General features: G+C 64.9%; 18 protein-coding genes. 10 read left to right on the forward strand and 8 right to left on the reverse strand.

The window, feature by feature from the left end:
• Window positions 1–123: 123 nt before the first annotated feature.
• Entirely contained in the window at window positions 124–429 is a 306-nt protein-coding gene (locus LZ005_RS01810; RefSeq protein ID WP_237804076.1) for a KGG domain-containing protein, read from the forward strand.
• Window positions 430–432: 3 nt separating this feature from the next.
• Here the strand turns inward: LZ005_RS01810 and LZ005_RS01815 are convergent, their stop codons facing one another.
• Complete coding sequence (locus tag LZ005_RS01815) at window positions 433–1263, reverse strand: DMT family transporter (RefSeq protein ID WP_237804078.1); 831 nt, start codon at window positions 1261–1263, stop codon at window positions 433–435.
• A 99-nt stretch (window positions 1264–1362) separates the two neighbouring features.
• On the opposite strand from LZ005_RS01815, the gene LZ005_RS01820 reads away from it, so the two are divergent.
• The 4 genes from LZ005_RS01820 to LZ005_RS01835 are packed head-to-tail and all read left to right on the forward strand — an operon-like array spanning window position 1363 to window position 5019.
• Entirely contained in the window at window positions 1363–2256 is an 894-nt protein-coding gene (locus LZ005_RS01820; RefSeq protein WP_237804080.1) for a LysR family transcriptional regulator, read from the forward strand.
• A 50-nt stretch (window positions 2257–2306) separates the two neighbouring features.
• Complete coding sequence (locus tag LZ005_RS01825) at window positions 2307–3428, forward strand: M14-type cytosolic carboxypeptidase (protein WP_237804082.1); 1122 nt, start codon at window positions 2307–2309, stop codon at window positions 3426–3428.
• Between the two features lie 2 nt (window positions 3429–3430).
• A complete protein-coding gene (locus LZ005_RS01830; protein WP_237804084.1) occupies window positions 3431–3898 on the forward strand; it encodes a CYTH domain-containing protein in 468 nt (155 codons plus the stop codon).
• Window positions 3886–5019, forward strand: coding sequence for a serine hydrolase (locus tag LZ005_RS01835; protein ID WP_237804086.1), 1134 nt, complete (start codon window positions 3886–3888; stop codon window positions 5017–5019). The genes LZ005_RS01830 and LZ005_RS01835 overlap by 13 nt, the downstream gene beginning before the upstream one ends.
• Before the next feature lie 63 nt (window positions 5020–5082).
• Here the strand turns inward: LZ005_RS01835 and LZ005_RS01840 are convergent, their stop codons facing one another.
• From LZ005_RS01840 to LZ005_RS01870, 7 genes are all read right to left on the reverse strand, one after another.
• On the reverse strand, window positions 5083–5454 hold the full coding sequence (locus LZ005_RS01840; protein ID WP_237804088.1) for a hypothetical protein: 372 nt from the start codon (window positions 5452–5454) through the stop codon (window positions 5083–5085).
• A gap of 60 nt (window positions 5455–5514) precedes the next feature.
• Window positions 5515–5823 (reverse strand): YkgJ family cysteine cluster protein, encoded by a 309-nt coding sequence (locus tag LZ005_RS01845; protein WP_237804090.1) that lies wholly within the window; start codon window positions 5821–5823, stop codon window positions 5515–5517.
• 43 nt (window positions 5824–5866) lie between these two features.
• Window positions 5867–7126 carry a DUF2863 family protein gene (locus LZ005_RS01850; protein WP_237804092.1) on the reverse strand — a complete coding sequence of 420 codons (1260 nt, stop codon included), beginning with the start codon at window positions 7124–7126 and terminating at the stop codon, window positions 5867–5869.
• Between the two features lie 166 nt (window positions 7127–7292).
• Window positions 7293–10004, reverse strand: coding sequence for an aconitate hydratase AcnA (gene acnA / locus LZ005_RS01855; RefSeq protein WP_237804094.1), 2712 nt, complete (start codon window positions 10002–10004; stop codon window positions 7293–7295).
• A gap of 41 nt (window positions 10005–10045) precedes the next feature.
• Entirely contained in the window at window positions 10046–10486 is a 441-nt protein-coding gene (locus LZ005_RS01860; protein WP_237804096.1) for a hypothetical protein, read from the reverse strand.
• Window positions 10483–11448, reverse strand: coding sequence for a CoA ester lyase (locus LZ005_RS01865; protein WP_237804098.1), 966 nt, complete (start codon window positions 11446–11448; stop codon window positions 10483–10485). Before LZ005_RS01865 ends, LZ005_RS01860 begins: the two co-directional genes overlap by 4 nt.
• Before the next feature lie 54 nt (window positions 11449–11502).
• Entirely contained in the window at window positions 11503–12492 is a 990-nt protein-coding gene (locus tag LZ005_RS01870) for a malate dehydrogenase (protein ID WP_237804100.1), read from the reverse strand.
• 218 nt (window positions 12493–12710) lie between these two features.
• On the opposite strand from LZ005_RS01870, the gene LZ005_RS01875 reads away from it, so the two are divergent.
• The 5 genes from LZ005_RS01875 to LZ005_RS01895 all read left to right on the forward strand — a co-directional run bounded on the left by LZ005_RS01875 (window position 12711) and on the right by LZ005_RS01895 (window position 16890).
• Window positions 12711–13469, forward strand: a complete 759-nt coding sequence (locus LZ005_RS01875; RefSeq protein ID WP_237804102.1) for a GntR family transcriptional regulator — start codon at window positions 12711–12713, stop codon at window positions 13467–13469.
• A 134-nt stretch (window positions 13470–13603) separates the two neighbouring features.
• Window positions 13604–14020: a succinate dehydrogenase, cytochrome b556 subunit gene (gene sdhC / locus LZ005_RS01880; protein WP_237804104.1), complete on the forward strand. Its 417-nt coding sequence runs from the start codon at window positions 13604–13606 to the stop codon at window positions 14018–14020.
• Window positions 14020–14388 carry a succinate dehydrogenase, hydrophobic membrane anchor protein gene (gene sdhD / locus LZ005_RS01885; RefSeq protein ID WP_237804106.1) on the forward strand — a complete coding sequence of 123 codons (369 nt, stop codon included), beginning with the start codon at window positions 14020–14022 and terminating at the stop codon, window positions 14386–14388. The genes sdhC and sdhD overlap by 1 nt, the downstream gene beginning before the upstream one ends.
• Window positions 14389–14390: 2 nt before the next feature.
• A complete protein-coding gene (sdhA, locus tag LZ005_RS01890) occupies window positions 14391–16169 on the forward strand; it encodes a succinate dehydrogenase flavoprotein subunit (protein ID WP_237804108.1) in 1779 nt (592 codons plus the stop codon).
• 10 nt (window positions 16170–16179) lie between these two features.
• Window positions 16180–16890 (forward strand): succinate dehydrogenase iron-sulfur subunit, encoded by a 711-nt coding sequence (locus LZ005_RS01895; protein WP_237804110.1) that lies wholly within the window; start codon window positions 16180–16182, stop codon window positions 16888–16890.

Raw genomic sequence — 16890 nt, forward strand, 5'->3', positions numbered from 1 at the left:
CGCCCACGGGCAGTTGAGCAGGCGTCCTACACGCTCAACTGCCCTAGTCCTATTCAGAGCACACGGCTCGGCTCCTACCATGGATTTGCCCGCGACACGTCGGACATTCCCAAGGAGTCAATCATGAATGCAAGCACCAGCAAAGGCGGCCGCAGCAGCCAGGACAGCAAGCAGGAAGACAAATCCGCCCGCAGCAAACAGAGCGGCACCAGCAACCGCGGTTTCGCCTCGATGGACCCGGAGCGTCAGCGCGAAATCGCCAGCGAGGGCGGCAAGGCGGCTCATCAGGCCGGCACTGCCCACGAGTTCACCTCCGAAGAAGCGCGCCGCGCCGGCAGCATGAGCCATGGCGGCAACCGCCAGAGCGGCGAAACGTCAGCGCGCTCGGGCGGTTCCGGCCGTCAAAGCAAGCAGGGCGGCAAGGAGTAAGCCTCAGCGCAGGCGCTGGTTGGCCACCACCGCCAGCACAATCAGGCCCAGCCCGGCCAACTGCAGGCCGGCCAGCTGGGTGCCCAGCACCAGGCGGTCGACCAGTACGGCGACCGCCGGGTAGATAAAGGCCAGGGTCGCAATCGCCTCCGGGCGCAGGCTCTGGTAGGAACTGTACATCAGGTGGTACATCAGGCCCGTGTGCACCAGGCCCAGCAGCATCAGGCTGGTCCAGGACGTGAACGGGTCGGCCACCACCACCAGATGCGAAAACGGGCTCAGGGCCAGGGCGCCGATCAGCATCTGCATCCCGGCGATCTGCGCCGGGGCGTAAGCGGACAGTTTGCGCGTGGCCTGGGTGCTCAGGGCATACAGCAGGGCGGCTGCCAGGGCCAGCAGTACGCCTTGCGCACTGGCCCCTTCGCCATCGCGCAGGCTGACCATCACCACACCGGCAAAGGCCAGGCCCAGCCAGGCCAGCTTACGCTTGTCGGGCAGGGCGCGCGTCTGCACGGCCACGAGCAGCAGCAGGATGAAGGGCTGGGTGTGGTAGACGATGGTCGCCACCGAAATGCTGCTGTACTTAAACGCCAGGAACAGGCAGACCCAGTTGCCGACCAGGCTCAGGGCGCCGAGCACGAGCCACAGCAAAGCACCTTCCTTCATCGGCTGCCAGTTGCCATCCCACAGCAGCCAGGTCCACAGAGCCGCCGCGCCAAACAGGCAGCGGTAGAACACCACGGTCGGGGCCGGCTGGCCGCTGGCCAGCACAAAGATGCCGATCGTGCCGGCAATCGCCATCGCCAGGCTCAGGCGCGTTGATCCATTCCACATGATTCCTCCCATCGGTTGAACAATGGGGGCAGTATTCGTTGTTTACCCCTGCGCCACAATCCACTATCCTGTCAAAGGATTGTGAACCTAGGAGCAACAATGAAGCTCGAACTGCTGCGGGAAATGGCCGTCTTCGTGCAGGTGGTCGACAGTGGCGGCTTTTCGCCGGCCGCGCGCGCGCTCGGCATGACGACCTCGGCCGTCAGCCGCCATGTGCGCCGGCTCGAGCAGCAGGTCGGGGCGCGCCTCCTGACGCGCACCACGCGCGCCATGGCCGTCACCGAGATCGGCGCCCAGGTGCACGCGAGCTGCCAGCGCATGGTGGCCGCCGCGCGCGAGGTCAACGAGATGGCCGGCGCCTACGCGGCGCGGCCGAGCGGCACGCTGCGCGTGTCGGCCCCGGTGGTGCTGGGCCAGCAGTGGCTGGCGCCGCGCGTGCCGGGCTTTCTGGCCGCCTGTCCCGAGGTCGAGCTGCGCCTGAGCCTGAGCGACCGCCATGTCGACCTGATCGAAGACGGCATCGACCTGGCCATCCGCATCGCCAAGCAGCTGCCGCCCGGTCTGGCGGCGCGCCCGCTGTTCCCGGTCGAATACATTCTGGTGGCCTCGCCCGCCTATCTGGCCGCGCATGGCACGCCGCGCCACCCGTCCGAGCTGGCCGCGCACGCTGTCGCCCATCTTGGCTACGGCGCCTTCGGTACCGACTGGCAGTTCGAGCGCGGCGCCGAGACGGTGCGCGTGCAGGTGCGCTCGCGCCTGGCCATCAACCAGAGCGCGGCCCTGAGCGCGGCCGCCCAGGCCGGCGCCGGCATCGCCCTGGTGCCGCGCTTTGCCGCCAGCGCCGCGCTCAAGGCGCGCGCCCTGCGCCAGCTGCTATCGGACTGGTCGCTCGGCGAGCCTTATACGGGCCATGTGTATGCCGTCTACATGCCGGGGCCGCATCTGCCGCTCAAGGTGCGGGCGCTGATCGACCACCTCGTCGCCCATCCCTGAGCGGGGCTCGGGTATCATGCGGGTTTCGCACCCCATTGCCGAGGATTACCATGCCCATCAAAATCAGCACGATGTTCGATTCCGGTGCCATCGAGGTACTGCAAGCCGATGATCCCAGCCAGATCGCGCTGAATCTGCGCAATGACTCGCACGCCGACATCCGCCAGTGGTTCCATTTCCGCCTGCAGGGCGCGCGCGGCCAGGCCTGCAATCTGCGCTTCATGAACTGCGGCCAGGCCACCTATGCCGACGGCTTCAAGGACTACCAGGCCTGCGCCAGCTACGATGGCGAGCACTGGTTCCGCGTGCCGACCAGCTTCGACGGCCAGGTCATGACCATCAGCCACACGCCCGAATTCGACAGCGTCTACTACGCCTATTTCGAGCCCTATTCGTGGGAGCGCCACCTGCGCATGCTGGGCGAAGTGGCGCACAGCCCGCTGGTGGAAGTGCGCGACATCGGCAGCACGGTCGACGGCCGCGACATGAACGTGGTGATCGTCGGCGACCCCGCCGCTGAGAAGAAAATCTGGGTCATCGCACGCCAGCACCCGGGCGAATCGATGGCCGAATGGTTCGTCGAAGGCATGCTGTACGCGCTGCTCGACGACGCCAACCCGGTCGCGCGCAAGCTGCTGCAGCGCTGCGTGTTCTACGTGGTGCCGAATATGAACCCGGATGGCTCGGTGCGCGGCAATCTGCGCACCAATGCGGCGGGCGCCAATCTGAACCGCGAATGGATGAACCCGAGCGCAACGCGCAGCCCCGAAGTGCTGTGCGTGAAAGAGATGATCCACGCCACCGGCGTCGACATGTTCTTCGACATCCACGGCGACGAGAACCTGCCCTACAACTTTGTGGCGGGGAACGAGATGCTGGCCGACTTCACGCCCGAGCGCATGGCGCGCCAGAACCAGTTCGTCCAATACTACATGGAGGCCAGCCCCGACTTCCAGAACGTCTACGGCTACGCGCCCAGCAAGTACAACGAAGAGCTGTTGACCCTGGCATCGAAGTACATCGGCCACACCTTCAAGTGCCTGTCGCTGACCCTGGAAATGCCGTTCAAGGACAATGCCAACCTGCCCGACGCGCACGTGGGCTGGAACGGCGCCCGCAGCGCCGCGCTCGGCGCCGCCATGCTGCAGCCGATTCTGCTCTCGCTCGACTGAGCATGGGCGTCGAGATCGAACGCAAATTCCTCGTGCGCGGCGCGGCCTGGCGCCAGCTCGGCCAGCCGGTGCGCATGGTGCAGGGCTATCTGAGTTCGCACAAGGGCCGGGTGGTGCGCGTGCGCATCGAAGGCGACCAGGCGCGCCTGACCATCAAGGGCGCCAGCCATGGCGCCACGCGCGGCGAATGGGAGTATCCGATTCCCGTGGCCGAGGCCGAGGAACTGCTGGCGATCTGCGAGCAGCCGCTGATCGACAAGACCCGCACGCGCATCGCGCAAGGGCGGCACGTGTGGGAGGTCGACGAATTTTTTGGCGCCAACGCGGGTCTGGTGGTGGCCGAAATCGAGCTGGCTTCTGAAGACGAAGCCTTTGACAAACCCGATTGGGTCGGCACGGAAGTCACGGGCGAGGCCCGCTACGCCAATGCCAGCCTGATCCATCATCCGTATAGCACATGGCACAGCTGACCCGGCGCCATCTCCTTGGCGCATTGCTCGCACTGGCCCTGCCGGCCGCGGCCCAGACCTATTACCCGCCCGCCGGCCAATGGGCGCGCAAGAACCCGGCCGAACTCGGCATGGACGCGCGCCGGCTGGACGAGGCCGTGCGCTTCGCCCAGAGCCATCCGAGCACGCGCGCCAAGGACTTCTCCGACCAGGAGCAGACCTTCGGCAGCATGCTCGGCTCGCTGCCGACGCGCCGTGCCGACACCAATGGCCTGATCATCTACAAGGGCTATGTGGTGGCCGAGTTTGGCGATACCGAGGCGGTCGACCCGACTTATTCAGTGGCCAAGAGCATGCTCTCGACCGTGGCCGGGGTGGCCGTGGCCGAGGGCCGCATCGTGCTCGACGAGCCAGTGGCCAAGCGCGTCAGCGACGGCGGCTATGCCAGCGCCCAGAATGCGCGCGTGACCTGGCGCCAGCATCTGCAGCAGGAGTCCGAATGGGAAGGCAGCCTGTGGGGCAAGAACGCCGACTTCATCGGACACGAAGCCTTCGGCGCCGGCGAGCGCAAGCCGCGCGCGCAGCAGGCCCCGGGCAGCTACTACGAATACAACGACGTGCGCATCAACCGCTTCGCGCTGTCGCTGCTGCGCGTATTCCACCAGCCCGTGCCCGAGGTATTCCGCACCCGCGTGATGGAGCCGATCGGCGCCTCGGACCGCTGGAAGTGGGTGCCTTACCACAACAGCTATGTGATCGAAGACGGCCAGCGCATGGCCTCCGTCAGCGGCGGCACGCGCTGGGGCGGCGGGATGTGGATCCACAGCTGGGACATGGCGCGCTTCGGCTACCTGTGGCTGCGCGGCGGGCGCTGGGGCGAGCGCCAGATCCTGCCGCCCGACTACGTGCAGCAGGCGCTGCGTCCGAGCGCACACGGCCCCGACTACGGCTTCCTGTGGTGGCTGAACACACGCGGCCAGAATCTCGGCGGCGCGCCGGCCACGGCCTACGCCGCCCTCGGCGCCGGCAACAACAGCATCCTCATCTCGCCCGAGCACGATCTGGTGATCGTCTGGCGCTGGCATGCCGACAAGGCCCAGGCCGAATTCCTACAGCGCGTCATCGCCGCCATTCCCGACTAGAAAAATGGGGTCTGACCCCATTTTTCCCCGCAGATAAATCGGGGTCAGACCCCATTTTTCTGGCTAGTTACATTTGCCGCGCAGGGCGGCGATCGGGAGGAAGGGCAGGGCCAGCAGGCCGCCGAAAATGAAGGTCGGTTGGCGCTTCAGGCCGTCCGGGTGCAGACAGCTCGGCACCTTGGCCTCGTCGAAGCGGCGCGCGAAGCGGGCGTAGGCGTCGCTGCGCAGCGTCGCGCCCTCGGCGGCCTCGGGGCTGGCGATTTTCTGCTCGGCCGCCGCTGCGCGCACGGCGGCGCGGATGTTTTGCTCGTCCAGCAAGCTCGGCGGTGGCGCGGGCGCCGTCAGCGGATCGGCCGGTGTCGCTTGCCATGCCTGGGCTTGCTGCAGCGGTAGCAGGCAGGCGAGGCAGATCAGGCTGTAGACGGGCAGGCGCATGCTGTCACTCTAGTCAATCGCGGCACACTTGCCGCCTGCCGTTGCAAATTTTTACACGGATCAGAGCGCGGGCAGGCCGTGGTGGCGGCGCGCCCGCTGGCACTGGTCGCTGCCGGGACTGACGGCGCGGCAGGGCGTGGGCCGGTGCGCGTACACGCTGCAGGCGACCTGCTGGCCGACCTCGCCCTGCAAGGCGCGGCAGCGCGGTTGGCGTGCATTGGTGCCGGCCATGCAAGTCAGGTGGGGATTCAGTTGTTCGGTCAGCGTGGCGGGCAGGCCGGCCGCTTCGGGCTCGGCCCAGTAGAACGACACGCGATAGGTGGCGCAGCAGGCGCCACAACGCAGGCAGGGATTGTCTGTCGTACTCATGGCGTAACACGGGCAGGCGGGCAGGGCGCCCGCCGCCTACAACTTAGTGGAAATGTTCGGTGCCGGTCGGGGTGTCCTCGGGCATTTCAGCGTGCACGAGCTCGCCGGCGGGATCGGCAAACAGGGGCGCGCCGCAATCGTCGCAGTACTCGGCGATGAAGTGCTCGCTGTGGCGCTTGATGTGGTGCACGCCGCATTCGTTCAGGTGGCTGACGATCTGGGTCACCGGGCTGCGCCGATCTTCTTCGTTCGGCTGCGGCGGGCTGCCGTCGGCCGGCGTGCCTTCTTCGTCCTCCTGGCCGTACAGGGGCCAGACGATGCCATACACCACCTCGTTTTCCTGGCGCAGCGTGAAGCCGATCCGGTATTCGTCGACCAGGTTGTCGTTGTTCTCTTCGCCAAAGCCGGCGATCACGGCGCGCAGTTCGCCCGCTTCGATGCCGAGCGTATTGGTCAGATAGTGCACGGCGGCGCGCACCGACACCGGACGGATCTGCTTGTCGGCCTCGCGGCAGGCCACGTAATAGGCCTCGGGCAGCAGCAGCTCGATGCCGCAGCCGGGCAGCAGGCGCGCCAGATTCGGCGTGGCCTGGGCGCGCCATTGCTCGAGCGCGGCCGCGCGCGTGACGCCGATCGCATTCACGTGCTCGGGCTCCTGCCAGCGGAACAGCGGGGCGTTCACCGGCGCCACCACGGCCGCCAGCAGATAGCGCGTATCGGCCAGGAAGGGCGCGGTGTCGGCCGCCTTGGCCGCCGGCTTGTAGGCGCTGCCCTTGAGGGCGGCGGCAGCCAGTTTCTGGGTGATGCCGAAGGTCTCGGCATGGGTGCGCGGCAGCTGGTCGATGGCGTACAGCACCGGCGCAATCGCCAGGCGGGTGCCGCCGGCCAGCAGATGGGCGGCGAAATGGGCGTGCAGGGTGGCCAGCATGTCGGCCGGAATCGCGCCCTGGGCGATGCTGAAACGGGTCCAGGCCAGGATCGGCGCGGCCACCAGCAGCGCGTGGTAGCGCGTCTCGCTGCCCTGGTCCTCGACCGTGATGGTGGTCGATTCGCTGACGGCTTCGACGCCTTCCATCAGCACGTCGTAGGCATTCAGGTCCTCGCGGAACAGGGCATTGAGGGTGCTGTCGATGGTGTCCTGGTGGTTGGCCTTGAGCAGCTTGTGCAGCTGGGTGTCGAGGCTATGCTCCCAGGCCCGCTCCTCAATGCGGCTGGACGCGCTGACCACGGCCTGGGCGATGCTGATCAGGCGCTGGCTCTCGGCCGGCAGTTTCGGGGACGACTCTTTCGAAGGACGACGCATGGATTCTTCTTGCTTTCTTTATCAATACGGGCGCACAGCCCCATGGCCCGTATTGTAGATGATTCGGCATCGTCCCGAGAGCCGTCCTGGGTGTTTTCGCGACAGCCGGCCCAGAATGAAAAACGCCGGCGCGTGGCCGGCGTTTGCAGGGACTGCGTGGCGCGGATCAGGCAGCCAGCAGCTGACGCAGCACGAAGGGCAGGATGCCGCCGTGCTTGTAGTAGTCGACTTCGATCGGGGTGTCGATACGCAGCAGCAGCTGGACTTCCTTCTTCGAGCCGTCGGCGCGGTGGATGACCAGGGTGGCCTTCTGTTGCGGCTTGATGTCGCCTTCCAGGCCCTTCAGGTCATAGGTTTCGTTGCCGGTGATGCCCAGCGACTCGACCGAGTCATCGCCCAGGAACTGCAGCGGCAGCACGCCCATGCCGACCAGGTTGGAACGGTGGATACGCTCGAACGAACGGCAGATCACGGCCTTCACGCCGAGCAGCTGGGTGCCCTTGGCGGCCCAGTCGCGCGAGGAGCCGGTGCCGTACTCTTCGCCGCCGAAGATCACGGTCGGGGTGCCTTCCGCGATGTACTTCATGGCGGCGTCGTAGATCGACAGCTGTTCGCCGCTCGGCTGGTGGATGGTGATGCCGCCTTCCACGGCGGAACCGTCGGCCTTGGGCGGGATCATCTTGTTCTTGATCCGCACATTGGCGAAGGTGCCGCGCATCATGATCTCGTGGTTACCGCGGCGCGAGCCGTAGGAGTTGAAGTCGGCCTTGAGCACGCCGTGGTCCTTCAGCCACTTGCCGGCCGGACCGTCTTCCTTGATCGAACCGGCCGGGGAGATGTGGTCGGTGGTGATCGAGTCGCCAAACACGCCCAGGGCGCGCGCGCCGCTGATGCCGGTGGCGGCGGCCTTCGGTTCCATCGCGAAGTCCTGGAAGAAGGGCGGCTCGGCGATGTAGGTCGAGTCCGGCCAGTTGTAGACCTGGCCCGCGGTCGAGGACACGGCTTCCCACAGTTTGCCCGGGGCGCCCTTGACGTCGGCGTAGTTGTTCTTGAACAGCTTCGAGTTCATGGCGTGCTTCATCAGCTTGCCGATTTCCTTCGAGGTCGGCCAGATGTCGCCCAGGTAGACGTCCTTGCCGCCCTTGCCCTTGCCGACCGGCTCGCTCATCAGGTCCTTGGTCACGTTGCCGGCGATCGCATAGGCGACGACCAGCGGCGGCGAGGCCAGGAAGTTCGAGCGGATGTTCGGGTGGATCCGGGCTTCGAAGTTGCGGTTACCCGACAGCACGGCGGCAGCCACGATGTCGTTCTGGGTGATGGCCGCGTTCAGTTCCGGGGTCAGGTCGCCGGCGTTACCGATACAGGTCGTGCAGCCATAGGCGGTCACGCCGAAGCCGAGCTTCTCGAGGTAGTCGAGCAGGCCGGCGGCCTTCAGGTATTCGGTGACGACGCGCGAGCCCGGAGCCAGCGAAGTCTTGATGTGCGGGGCCACCTGCAGACCGGCTTCGACGGCCTTCTTGGCCAGCAGGCCGGCGGCCAGCAGCACCGAGGGGTTCGAGGTGTTGGTGCAGGAGGTGATGGCGGCGATCAGCACGTCGCCGTTCTTCACCTTCACGCCATTGGTGGTCGTGTATTCCTTGGCGAGGTCGGCGGCGTCCTTGTTGAAGCCGTTTTCCTTGGTCGGCTTGGAGAACAGCTCGGTGAAGGTCGACTTGACCTTGCCGATTTCGATACGGTCCTGCGGGCGCTTGGGACCGGCCAGCGACGGGGTCACGGTGGCCAGGTCGAGGCTGACGACGCGCGTGTAGTCGATGTCGCCGGCTTTCGGGATGCCGAACAGCTTCTGGGCCTTGAAGTAGTTTTCAAAGGCGGCGATTTCTTCCTTGGTGCGGCCGGTGCCCTTGAAGTAGTCGATGGTGGCGTCGTCGACCGGGAAGAAGCCCATGGTGGCGCCGTATTCCGGGGCCATGTTGGCAATGGTGGCGCGGTCGGTCAGCGACAGCGACTCGGTGCCTTCGCCGAAGAACTCGACGAACTTGCCGACCACTTTTTCTTTACGCAGCATTTCGGTGATGGTCAGCACCAGGTCGGTTGCCGTGCAGCCTTCGCGCAGGGCGCCGGTCAGGTTCACGCCGATCACGTCCGGGGTCAGGAAGTAGACCGGCTGGCCCAGCATGCCGGCTTCGGCTTCGATGCCGCCCACGCCCCAGCCGACCACGCCGATGCCGTTGATCATCGTGGTGTGCGAGTCGGTGCCGACCAGGGTGTCCGGGTAGTAGACCTTGCTGTCGCCCTTGTGCACGCCGCGTGCCAGGTATTCGAGGTTGACCTGGTGCACGATGCCGAAGCCCGGGGGCACCACGCCGAAGGTGTCAAATGCCTGCATGCCCCACTTCATGAACTGGTAGCGCTCGTTGTTGCGCGAGAATTCCAGCTTCATGTTCAGGTCCAGGGCCTTGGGCTCACGGAAGTGGTCGATCGTCACCGAGTGGTCGACCACCAGGTCGACCGGCACCAGCGGCTCGATCTTCTTCGGGTTCTTGCCCATCTTGTCGGCCACGTTGCGCATCGCGGCCAGGTCGGCCAGCAGAGGCACGCCGGTGAAGTCCTGCAGCACCACGCGCGCCACGACGAAGGGGATCTCCTCGGTGCGGGCAGCGGTCGGGCCCCAATTGGCCAGCTGCTTGACGTGCTCCTCGGTCACCTTCTTGCCGTCGACATTGCGCAGCACCGATTCGAGCACGATGCGGATCGAGACCGGCAGGCGCGAGATGTTCACGCCCAGGCTTTTCTCCAGGGCGGGCAGCGAGTAGAACTTGCCCTTCTTGGAGTCCGTGACTTTGAATTCCTTCAGGGTGTTAAATGCGTTGTGGGGCATGACCTCTCCTTCAAGTGAGTGTTTTGTTGTTCCTGTGCGGCTTAGCCGTTGTTGTTTTCGAGCTGGGCCGTGGTCGTGGCGCGCTTTTGCTGCTCGGGCGACTTGCATTCATTGGCCAGCTGGCGGCCGGCCTTGGAGTCGAGCAGGATGCCCTTGGCCGGGATGCCGATCCAGACCAGGCCCTGCTCGGGATTCTCGAAACGGATGGCGCCGGTGGTGGTGGCCACGCGCTGCATCGCATGCAGGCGCTTCTGCCAGCGCAGGGCGATCTGCTGCTCTTCGCCTTCCTTGTGGAAGATCGTCACGAAGTTGCCGAGCTCGCAGGTGTATTCGGTCTTGTGCTGGCCGGCCACTTCGGGCTCATCGGCCGGCTTCTCGATTTTTTTCTCGGCGGCCTTGGGTTTGACTTTGCCGGCGGCAAAGGCGGGGCTGATGGCCAGCAGCAGGGCCGCGGCGGCGGCCAGGAGTTGAATCGGTTTCATGCGGAATCCCAGGCGTGGTGAATAAGGGTGTTGGCCGCTTCCGGCAGCGGTAGGCCGGAGAGCTTGGCACGCTGCAACACCGTCCAATAGTAACGATAGCTGGCGCGGTCGTGCAAGCGTCCGTGCTGGGCGATCGGGCCCCAGGCGGCGGCCTGGGCTTCGCTGAGGATGGCCGTCGCCTCGTTGACTTCGGACAGGCGCGGCGTGAAGGCCTTGACGATCGGCTTGATCTGGTCGGGGTGGATGCTCCACATGCGCGTATAGCCGAACTCGGCGGCGGCGCGGTGGGCGTCATTCGCGACGATGGCCGAGTCCTTGATCTCGGTCGTCACATTGTGCGAGGCCACCTTGCCATAGGCGTGGCAGGCGGCGGCGATCTCGAGCTTGGCGCGCACCACCAGCGGGTGGCTGAACTGGCCGGGCGAGCGCATCGCATTGGCCGGCACGGCGCCGTAATGGCTGGAGACGAAGTCCATGATGCCAAACGACAGGCATTCGACCTGGGGCAGGGCGGCGATTGCGAACACGTCGCGCAGGGCGCCGTGGGTCTCGATCAGCACATGCAGGGGCAGGGCGGCGTGGCGGCCGAGCAGCTCGAGCGCGCGTTGTACATCGGCCACACTGCCGGCCTTGGGCAGCACGATATATGCGGGGCGGGCCGGGGCGATCAGGGCCAGGTCGCGTTCGAAATGGGGATGGCCCAGATGATGGACGCGCGCGCCGATGCGGCCGTGGCGGTTGCCGGGGTCGCGCAGCAGGCTGGCCACGAGCTCGGCGTGGGCCGTCTCCTGGCCGGCGGCGGCGCCGTCCTCGCAATCGAAGGTGATATCAAAAACGGGGCCAAGTTCTTGTTGCAGGGCCATCGACTTGCGCATCAGCTTTTCCGAACCTGCATAGTGGTCGCAGGCCGGCAGCAAGAGCGGCTGGCGTTGATCCTGGAATAAGACCTCGGAAGGGTGCATGGTCACAGTGGTTGACACACCGCCCCGCGTGGGGCGGTGTGGATCAGGCTGGAATTAGCCCAGCAGGTGCTTGACGCCGTCCTTCTCTTCGTTCAGCTCGGCGAGAGTCTTGTTGATGCACTCTTGCGAGAAGGCGTCGATCTCCAGACCCTGGATGATCGTGTATTCGCCGTTTTCGCAGGTCACCGGGAACCCGAACATCGTGCCTTCCGGGATGCCATACGAACCGTCCGAGGGGATGCCCATCGTGGTCCATTTGCCATTCGTGCCCAGCACCCAGTCACGGATGTGGTCGATGGCGGCATTCGCGGCCGAGGCGGCCGAGGACACGCCGCGTGCGGCGATGATGGCGGCGCCGCGCTTGCCGACGGTCGGCAGGAAGGTGTCGCGGTTCCAGGCTTCGTCGTTGATCATGTCCTTGACCGAGGCGCCATCGATGGTGGCGAAGCGGTAGTCGGCGTACATGGTCGGCGAGTGGTTGCCCCAGACGCACAGTTTCTCGATCGAGGAGACGGCCTTGCCGGTCTTGGCGGCGATCTGCGACAGCGCGCGATTGTGGTCCAGGCGCAGCATGGCGGTGAAGTTCTTGGCCGGCAGGCTCGGGGCCGATTTCATGGCGATGTAGGCATTGGTATTGGCCGGGTTGCCGACCACCAGCACTTTCACATTGCGCGAGGCGACGGCGTCCAGGGCCTTGCCCTGCACGGTGAAGATCTGGGCGTTGGCTTCGAGCAGGTCTTTGCGCTCCATGCCCGGGCCGCGCGGACGGGCGCCGACCAGCAGGGCCACGTCGGCGTCTTTGAAGGCGGTCATCGGGTCGCTGTGGGCGCTCATGCCGGCCAGCAGCGGGAAGGCGCAGTCTTCGAGTTCCATCATCACGCCTTTCAGGGCGTTCTGGGCTTTTTCGTCAGGGATTTCCAGCAGTTGCAGGATGACCGGCTGGTCCTTGCCCAGCATTTCGCCGCTGGCGATGCGGAACAGCAGGGAATAGCCGATTTGGCCGGCTGCGCCGGTCACCGCGACGCGCATAGGGGATTTAGCCATGATGAATCTCCAAAATAGAGGTGGGAAACTGGGGTCGCTGAGCGAGCGATCATTCGAAAACGACAATCATACCAAAACCGCGCGCAGACAAATTCGCCAACGAGTGTAGTCTTCGGGAAAGAGTCTGTCAATTCATATCATATGTCTTATATAAGACAGATGATTATTGATGGTAGATCACTGGACGCTGGCAGGCATTTGTGGTGAAATCGCGGTCTATGAGCCAGTCTTCCCACAACCCGAACGCTGCTGCTGGGCCGTCGCCGACTTTCAGTCCGCTGTACCAGCAGATCAAGGCGTTGATCACGCAAAGCCTGCAGTCGGGCGAGTGGAAGCCGGGCGAACTGATTCCGTCCGAAGTCGAGCTGGCGGCGCGCTTCAAGGTCAGCCAGGGCACGGTGCGCAAGGCCATCGACGAACTGGCGGCCGAGAACCTGGTCAGCCGCCGCCAGGGCAAGGGCACCTTCGTGTCCACCCACAATGAGGCGCGCGCCCATTTCCGCTTCCTGCGCCTGGTGCCGGACGAGGGCGTGCCGCACCATCCTGACAGCAAGATCGTCGAAGTCAAGCGCATGCGCGCGCCGGCCGAGGTGGCCCGCTCGCTCGAATTGAAGTCGGGCGACGCGGTGGTGTTCATCAAGCGTGTGCTGTCCTTCGACGGCGCGCCTATCATCGTGGAAGAACTGTGGCTGCCGGGCCTGTTGTTCAAGGGGCTGACGGCCGAGCGGCTCGACGAGTACAAAGGCCCGATGTACGGCCTGTTCGAGTCCGAATTCGGCACGCGCATGATCCGCGCGACCGAAAAGCTGCGCGCCGTCTGCGCCGACGCGGCCGCCGCCGCCTTTCTGGGCATCGCGGCCGGTACGCCGCTGCTGTGCGCCGAGCGGGTCAGCTACACCTATGGCGACAAGGCGGTGGAGCTGCGCCGCGGTCTGTATTTGACGGAGCACCACCATTATTTGAACGAGTTGTCCTAGGCGTGGCGCGGCCGCGAGGCCGCCCTGCAAAGTGTGAGTGTTGCGCGTAAAATACGTTGGTTTTGAGAAAACCTGAAGTTGTTATTAGGCAACAATGTCGGGTCGAAAATTTACTTAGTAACAGGGAGAGCCTTATGTCCGAAGCCGTGAGTGAGAAAAAGCAGCGGCCACAATTCCGGAACATCCATGTTTCGGAAATCGTTAAGTACCGCTTGCCGCCGTCTGGCATTGTGTCAATTCTTCACCGCATCAGCGGCGCCGGCCTGTTCCTCGGCCTGCCTTTCCTGCTCTTTTTGTTCGAAAAGAGCATCACCTCCGAAATCTCCTTCTATCACTTCAAGGGCATCGCCGAGCAGCCCCTGGTCAAACTGCTGATCCTGTTCTTCAGCTGGGCCTATCTGCACCACTTCTGTGCCGGCGTGCGCCACCTGTTCATGGACATGCACGTGGCGATCGAAAAGCAGTCCGCGCGCAAGACCGCGGTGTCGGTCCTGGCCGTGAGCCTGCTGCTGACCGCGGGCGTCGCCTACAAACTGTTTGGAGCTAACTGATGGCAAAAGATACCAATATCGGTCCGAAGCGCCTCGTCGTCGGCGCCCACTACGGCCTGAAAGACTGGCTGGCCCAGCGCGTGACGGCCGTGGTCATGGCCCTGTACACCCTGGTCCTGCTGGGCACCGTGTTCACCTCCAGCAGCTACACCTATGAAGCCTGGGCCGGCCTGTTCGCGCGCCAGTGGTTCAAGCTGTTCTCGGTGGTGACCTTCTTCGCCCTGTTCTATCACGCCTGGGTCGGTGTCCGTGACATCTGGATGGACTATGTGAAGTCCGTCGGCCTGCGTCTGTTCCTGCAAATTGCGACCATCCTGTGGCTGGTTGGCTGCGCCGCCTGGGTGGTGCAGATTCTGTGGAGTGTCTAATCGTGGCAGCTATTAAAACTGCAGTTCCTTCGCGCCGCTTCGATGCGGTGATCATCGGCGCCGGCGGCTCCGGCATGCGCGCCTCCCTGCAACTGGCCGAAGCCGGCCTGAATGTGGCGGTGCTGTCGAAAGTCTTCCCGACCCGTTCGCACACGGTCGCGGCCCAGGGCGGCATTGGCGCCTCGCTCGGCAATATGAGCGAGGACGACTGGTACTGGCATATGTTCGACACCGTCAAGGGCTCGGACTATCTGGGCGACCAGGACGCCATCGAATTCATGTGCCGTGAAGCGCCGAAAGTCGTGTACGAGCTCGAACACTTCGGCATGCCCTTCGACCGCAACCCGGACGGCACCATCTACCAGCGTCCGTTCGGCGGCCACACGGCCAACTTCGGCGAGAAGCCGGTGCAGCGTGCCTGCGCCGCCGCCGACCGTACCGGCCACGCGCTGCTGCACACGCTCTACCAGCGCAATGTGCGCGCGCGCACCCACTTCTTCGTCGAGTGGATGGCGCTCGACCTGATCCGCGACGCCGAGGGCGACGTGGTCGGCGTGCTGGCCCTGGAAATGGAAACCGGCGACACCATGATTCTGGAAGCGAAGACCACGATCTTCGCCACCGGCGGTGCCGGCCGTATCTTCGCCGCCTCGACCAATGCCTTCATCAACACCGGCGACGGCATGGGCATGGCGGCGCGCGCCGGCCTGCCGCTGCAGGACATGGAGTTCTGGCAGTTCCACCCGACCGGCGTGGCCGGCGCCGGCGTGCTGATCACCGAAGGCGTGCGCGGCGAGGGCGGTATCCTGATCAACGCCAATGGCGAGCGCTTCATGGAGCGCTATGCGCCGACCCTGAAGGATCTGGCCCCGCGTGACTTCGTGTCGCGCTCGATGGACCAGGAGATCAAGGAAGGCCGCGGCTGCGGTCCGAACAAGGACCACGTGCTGCTCGACCTGCGCCACATCGGCGCCGACACGATCAAGAAGCGTCTGCCCTCGATCCTCGAAATCGGCCACAAGTTCGCCAACGTCGACGCCACCAAGGAACCGATCCCCGTGGTGCCGACCATCCACTACCAGATGGGCGGTATTCCGACCAATATCCACGGCCAGGTCGTGGTGCCGGCCGGCGACGGCAGCCAGAAGGTCGTCAACGGCCTGTACGCGATCGGCGAATGCGCCTGCGTCTCGGTGCACGGCGCCAACCGCCTGGGCACCAACTCGCTGCTCGACCTGGTGGTGTTCGGCCGCGCGGCCGGTAACCACGTGGTCGCCTCGAACCTGAAGATGAAGTCGAACAAGCCGCTGCCGGCCGATGCCGCCGACCGTGCGCTCGACCGCCTGAACCGCCTCGAAACCTCGACCGGCGGCGAAAAAGTGCAGGGCGTGGCCAACGACATCCGCAAGACCATGCAGACCTACTGCGGCGTGTTCCGTACCGACGAGCTGCTCAGCAAGGGCGTGGAAGAAATCATGAAGCTCGACGAGCGCCGCAAGCACGTCTCGTTCAAGGACAAATCGAAGGTCTTCAATACCGCGCGCATCGAAGCGCTCGAACTGGATAACCTGATCGAAACGGCGAAAGCGACCATCTGCTCGGCCGTGGCACGTAAGGAATCGCGTGGCGCCCATGCCCACCGCGACTTCCCCAACCGCGACGACGAAACCTGGATGAAGCACACGCTGTGGTTCTCGGAAGGCAATCGCCTCGAGTACAAGCCGGTCGTCACCAAACCGCTGACGGTCGAGACCTTCAAGCCCAAAGCCCGTACCTTCTAAGGCGAACATCATGCCCCGTACTGTTAAATTCGAAATCTACCGCTACGATCCGGACAAGGACGCCAAGCCCTATATGCAGTCCCTGACGGTGGAACTGCAGGACACCGACAAGATGCTGCTCGACGCCCTGCAGCGCATCAAGTCCGACGTTGACGATTCGCTGGCCCTGCGCCGCTCCTGCCGTGAAGGCGTGTGCGGTTCGGACGCCATGAATATCAATGGCAAGAACGGCCTGGCCTGCACCACCAACCTGAACGAACTGACCCAGCCGATCGTGCTGCGCCCGCTGCCGGGCCTGCCCGTGATCCGCGACCTGATCGTGGACATGAGCCAGTTCTTCAAGCAGTACCACTCGATCAAGCCCTTCCTGATCAACGACTCGATTCCGCCCGAGAAGGAACGCCTGCAGTCGCCGGCCCAGCGCGAAGAGCTCGACGGTCTGTACGAGTGCATCCTGTGCGCCTGCTGCTCGACCTCCTGCCCCTCGTTCTGGTGGAACCCGGACAAGTTCGTCGGCCCGGCCGGCCTGCTGCAGGCCTACCGCTTCATCGCCGACTCGCGCGACGAAGCCACGGCCGAGCGTCTGGACAATCTGGAAGACCCGTACCGCCTGTTCCGCTGCCACTCGATCATGAATTGCGTGGACGTCTGCCCGAAAGGCCTGAATCCGAACAAGGCCATCGGTAAGATCAAGGAACTGATGGTGCGGCGCGCGGTGTAA

The organism is Massilia sp. TS11 (genome assembly GCF_022012445.1).
In the GTDB taxonomy this organism is placed as follows: Bacteria; Pseudomonadota; Gammaproteobacteria; order Burkholderiales; family Burkholderiaceae_D; genus Telluria.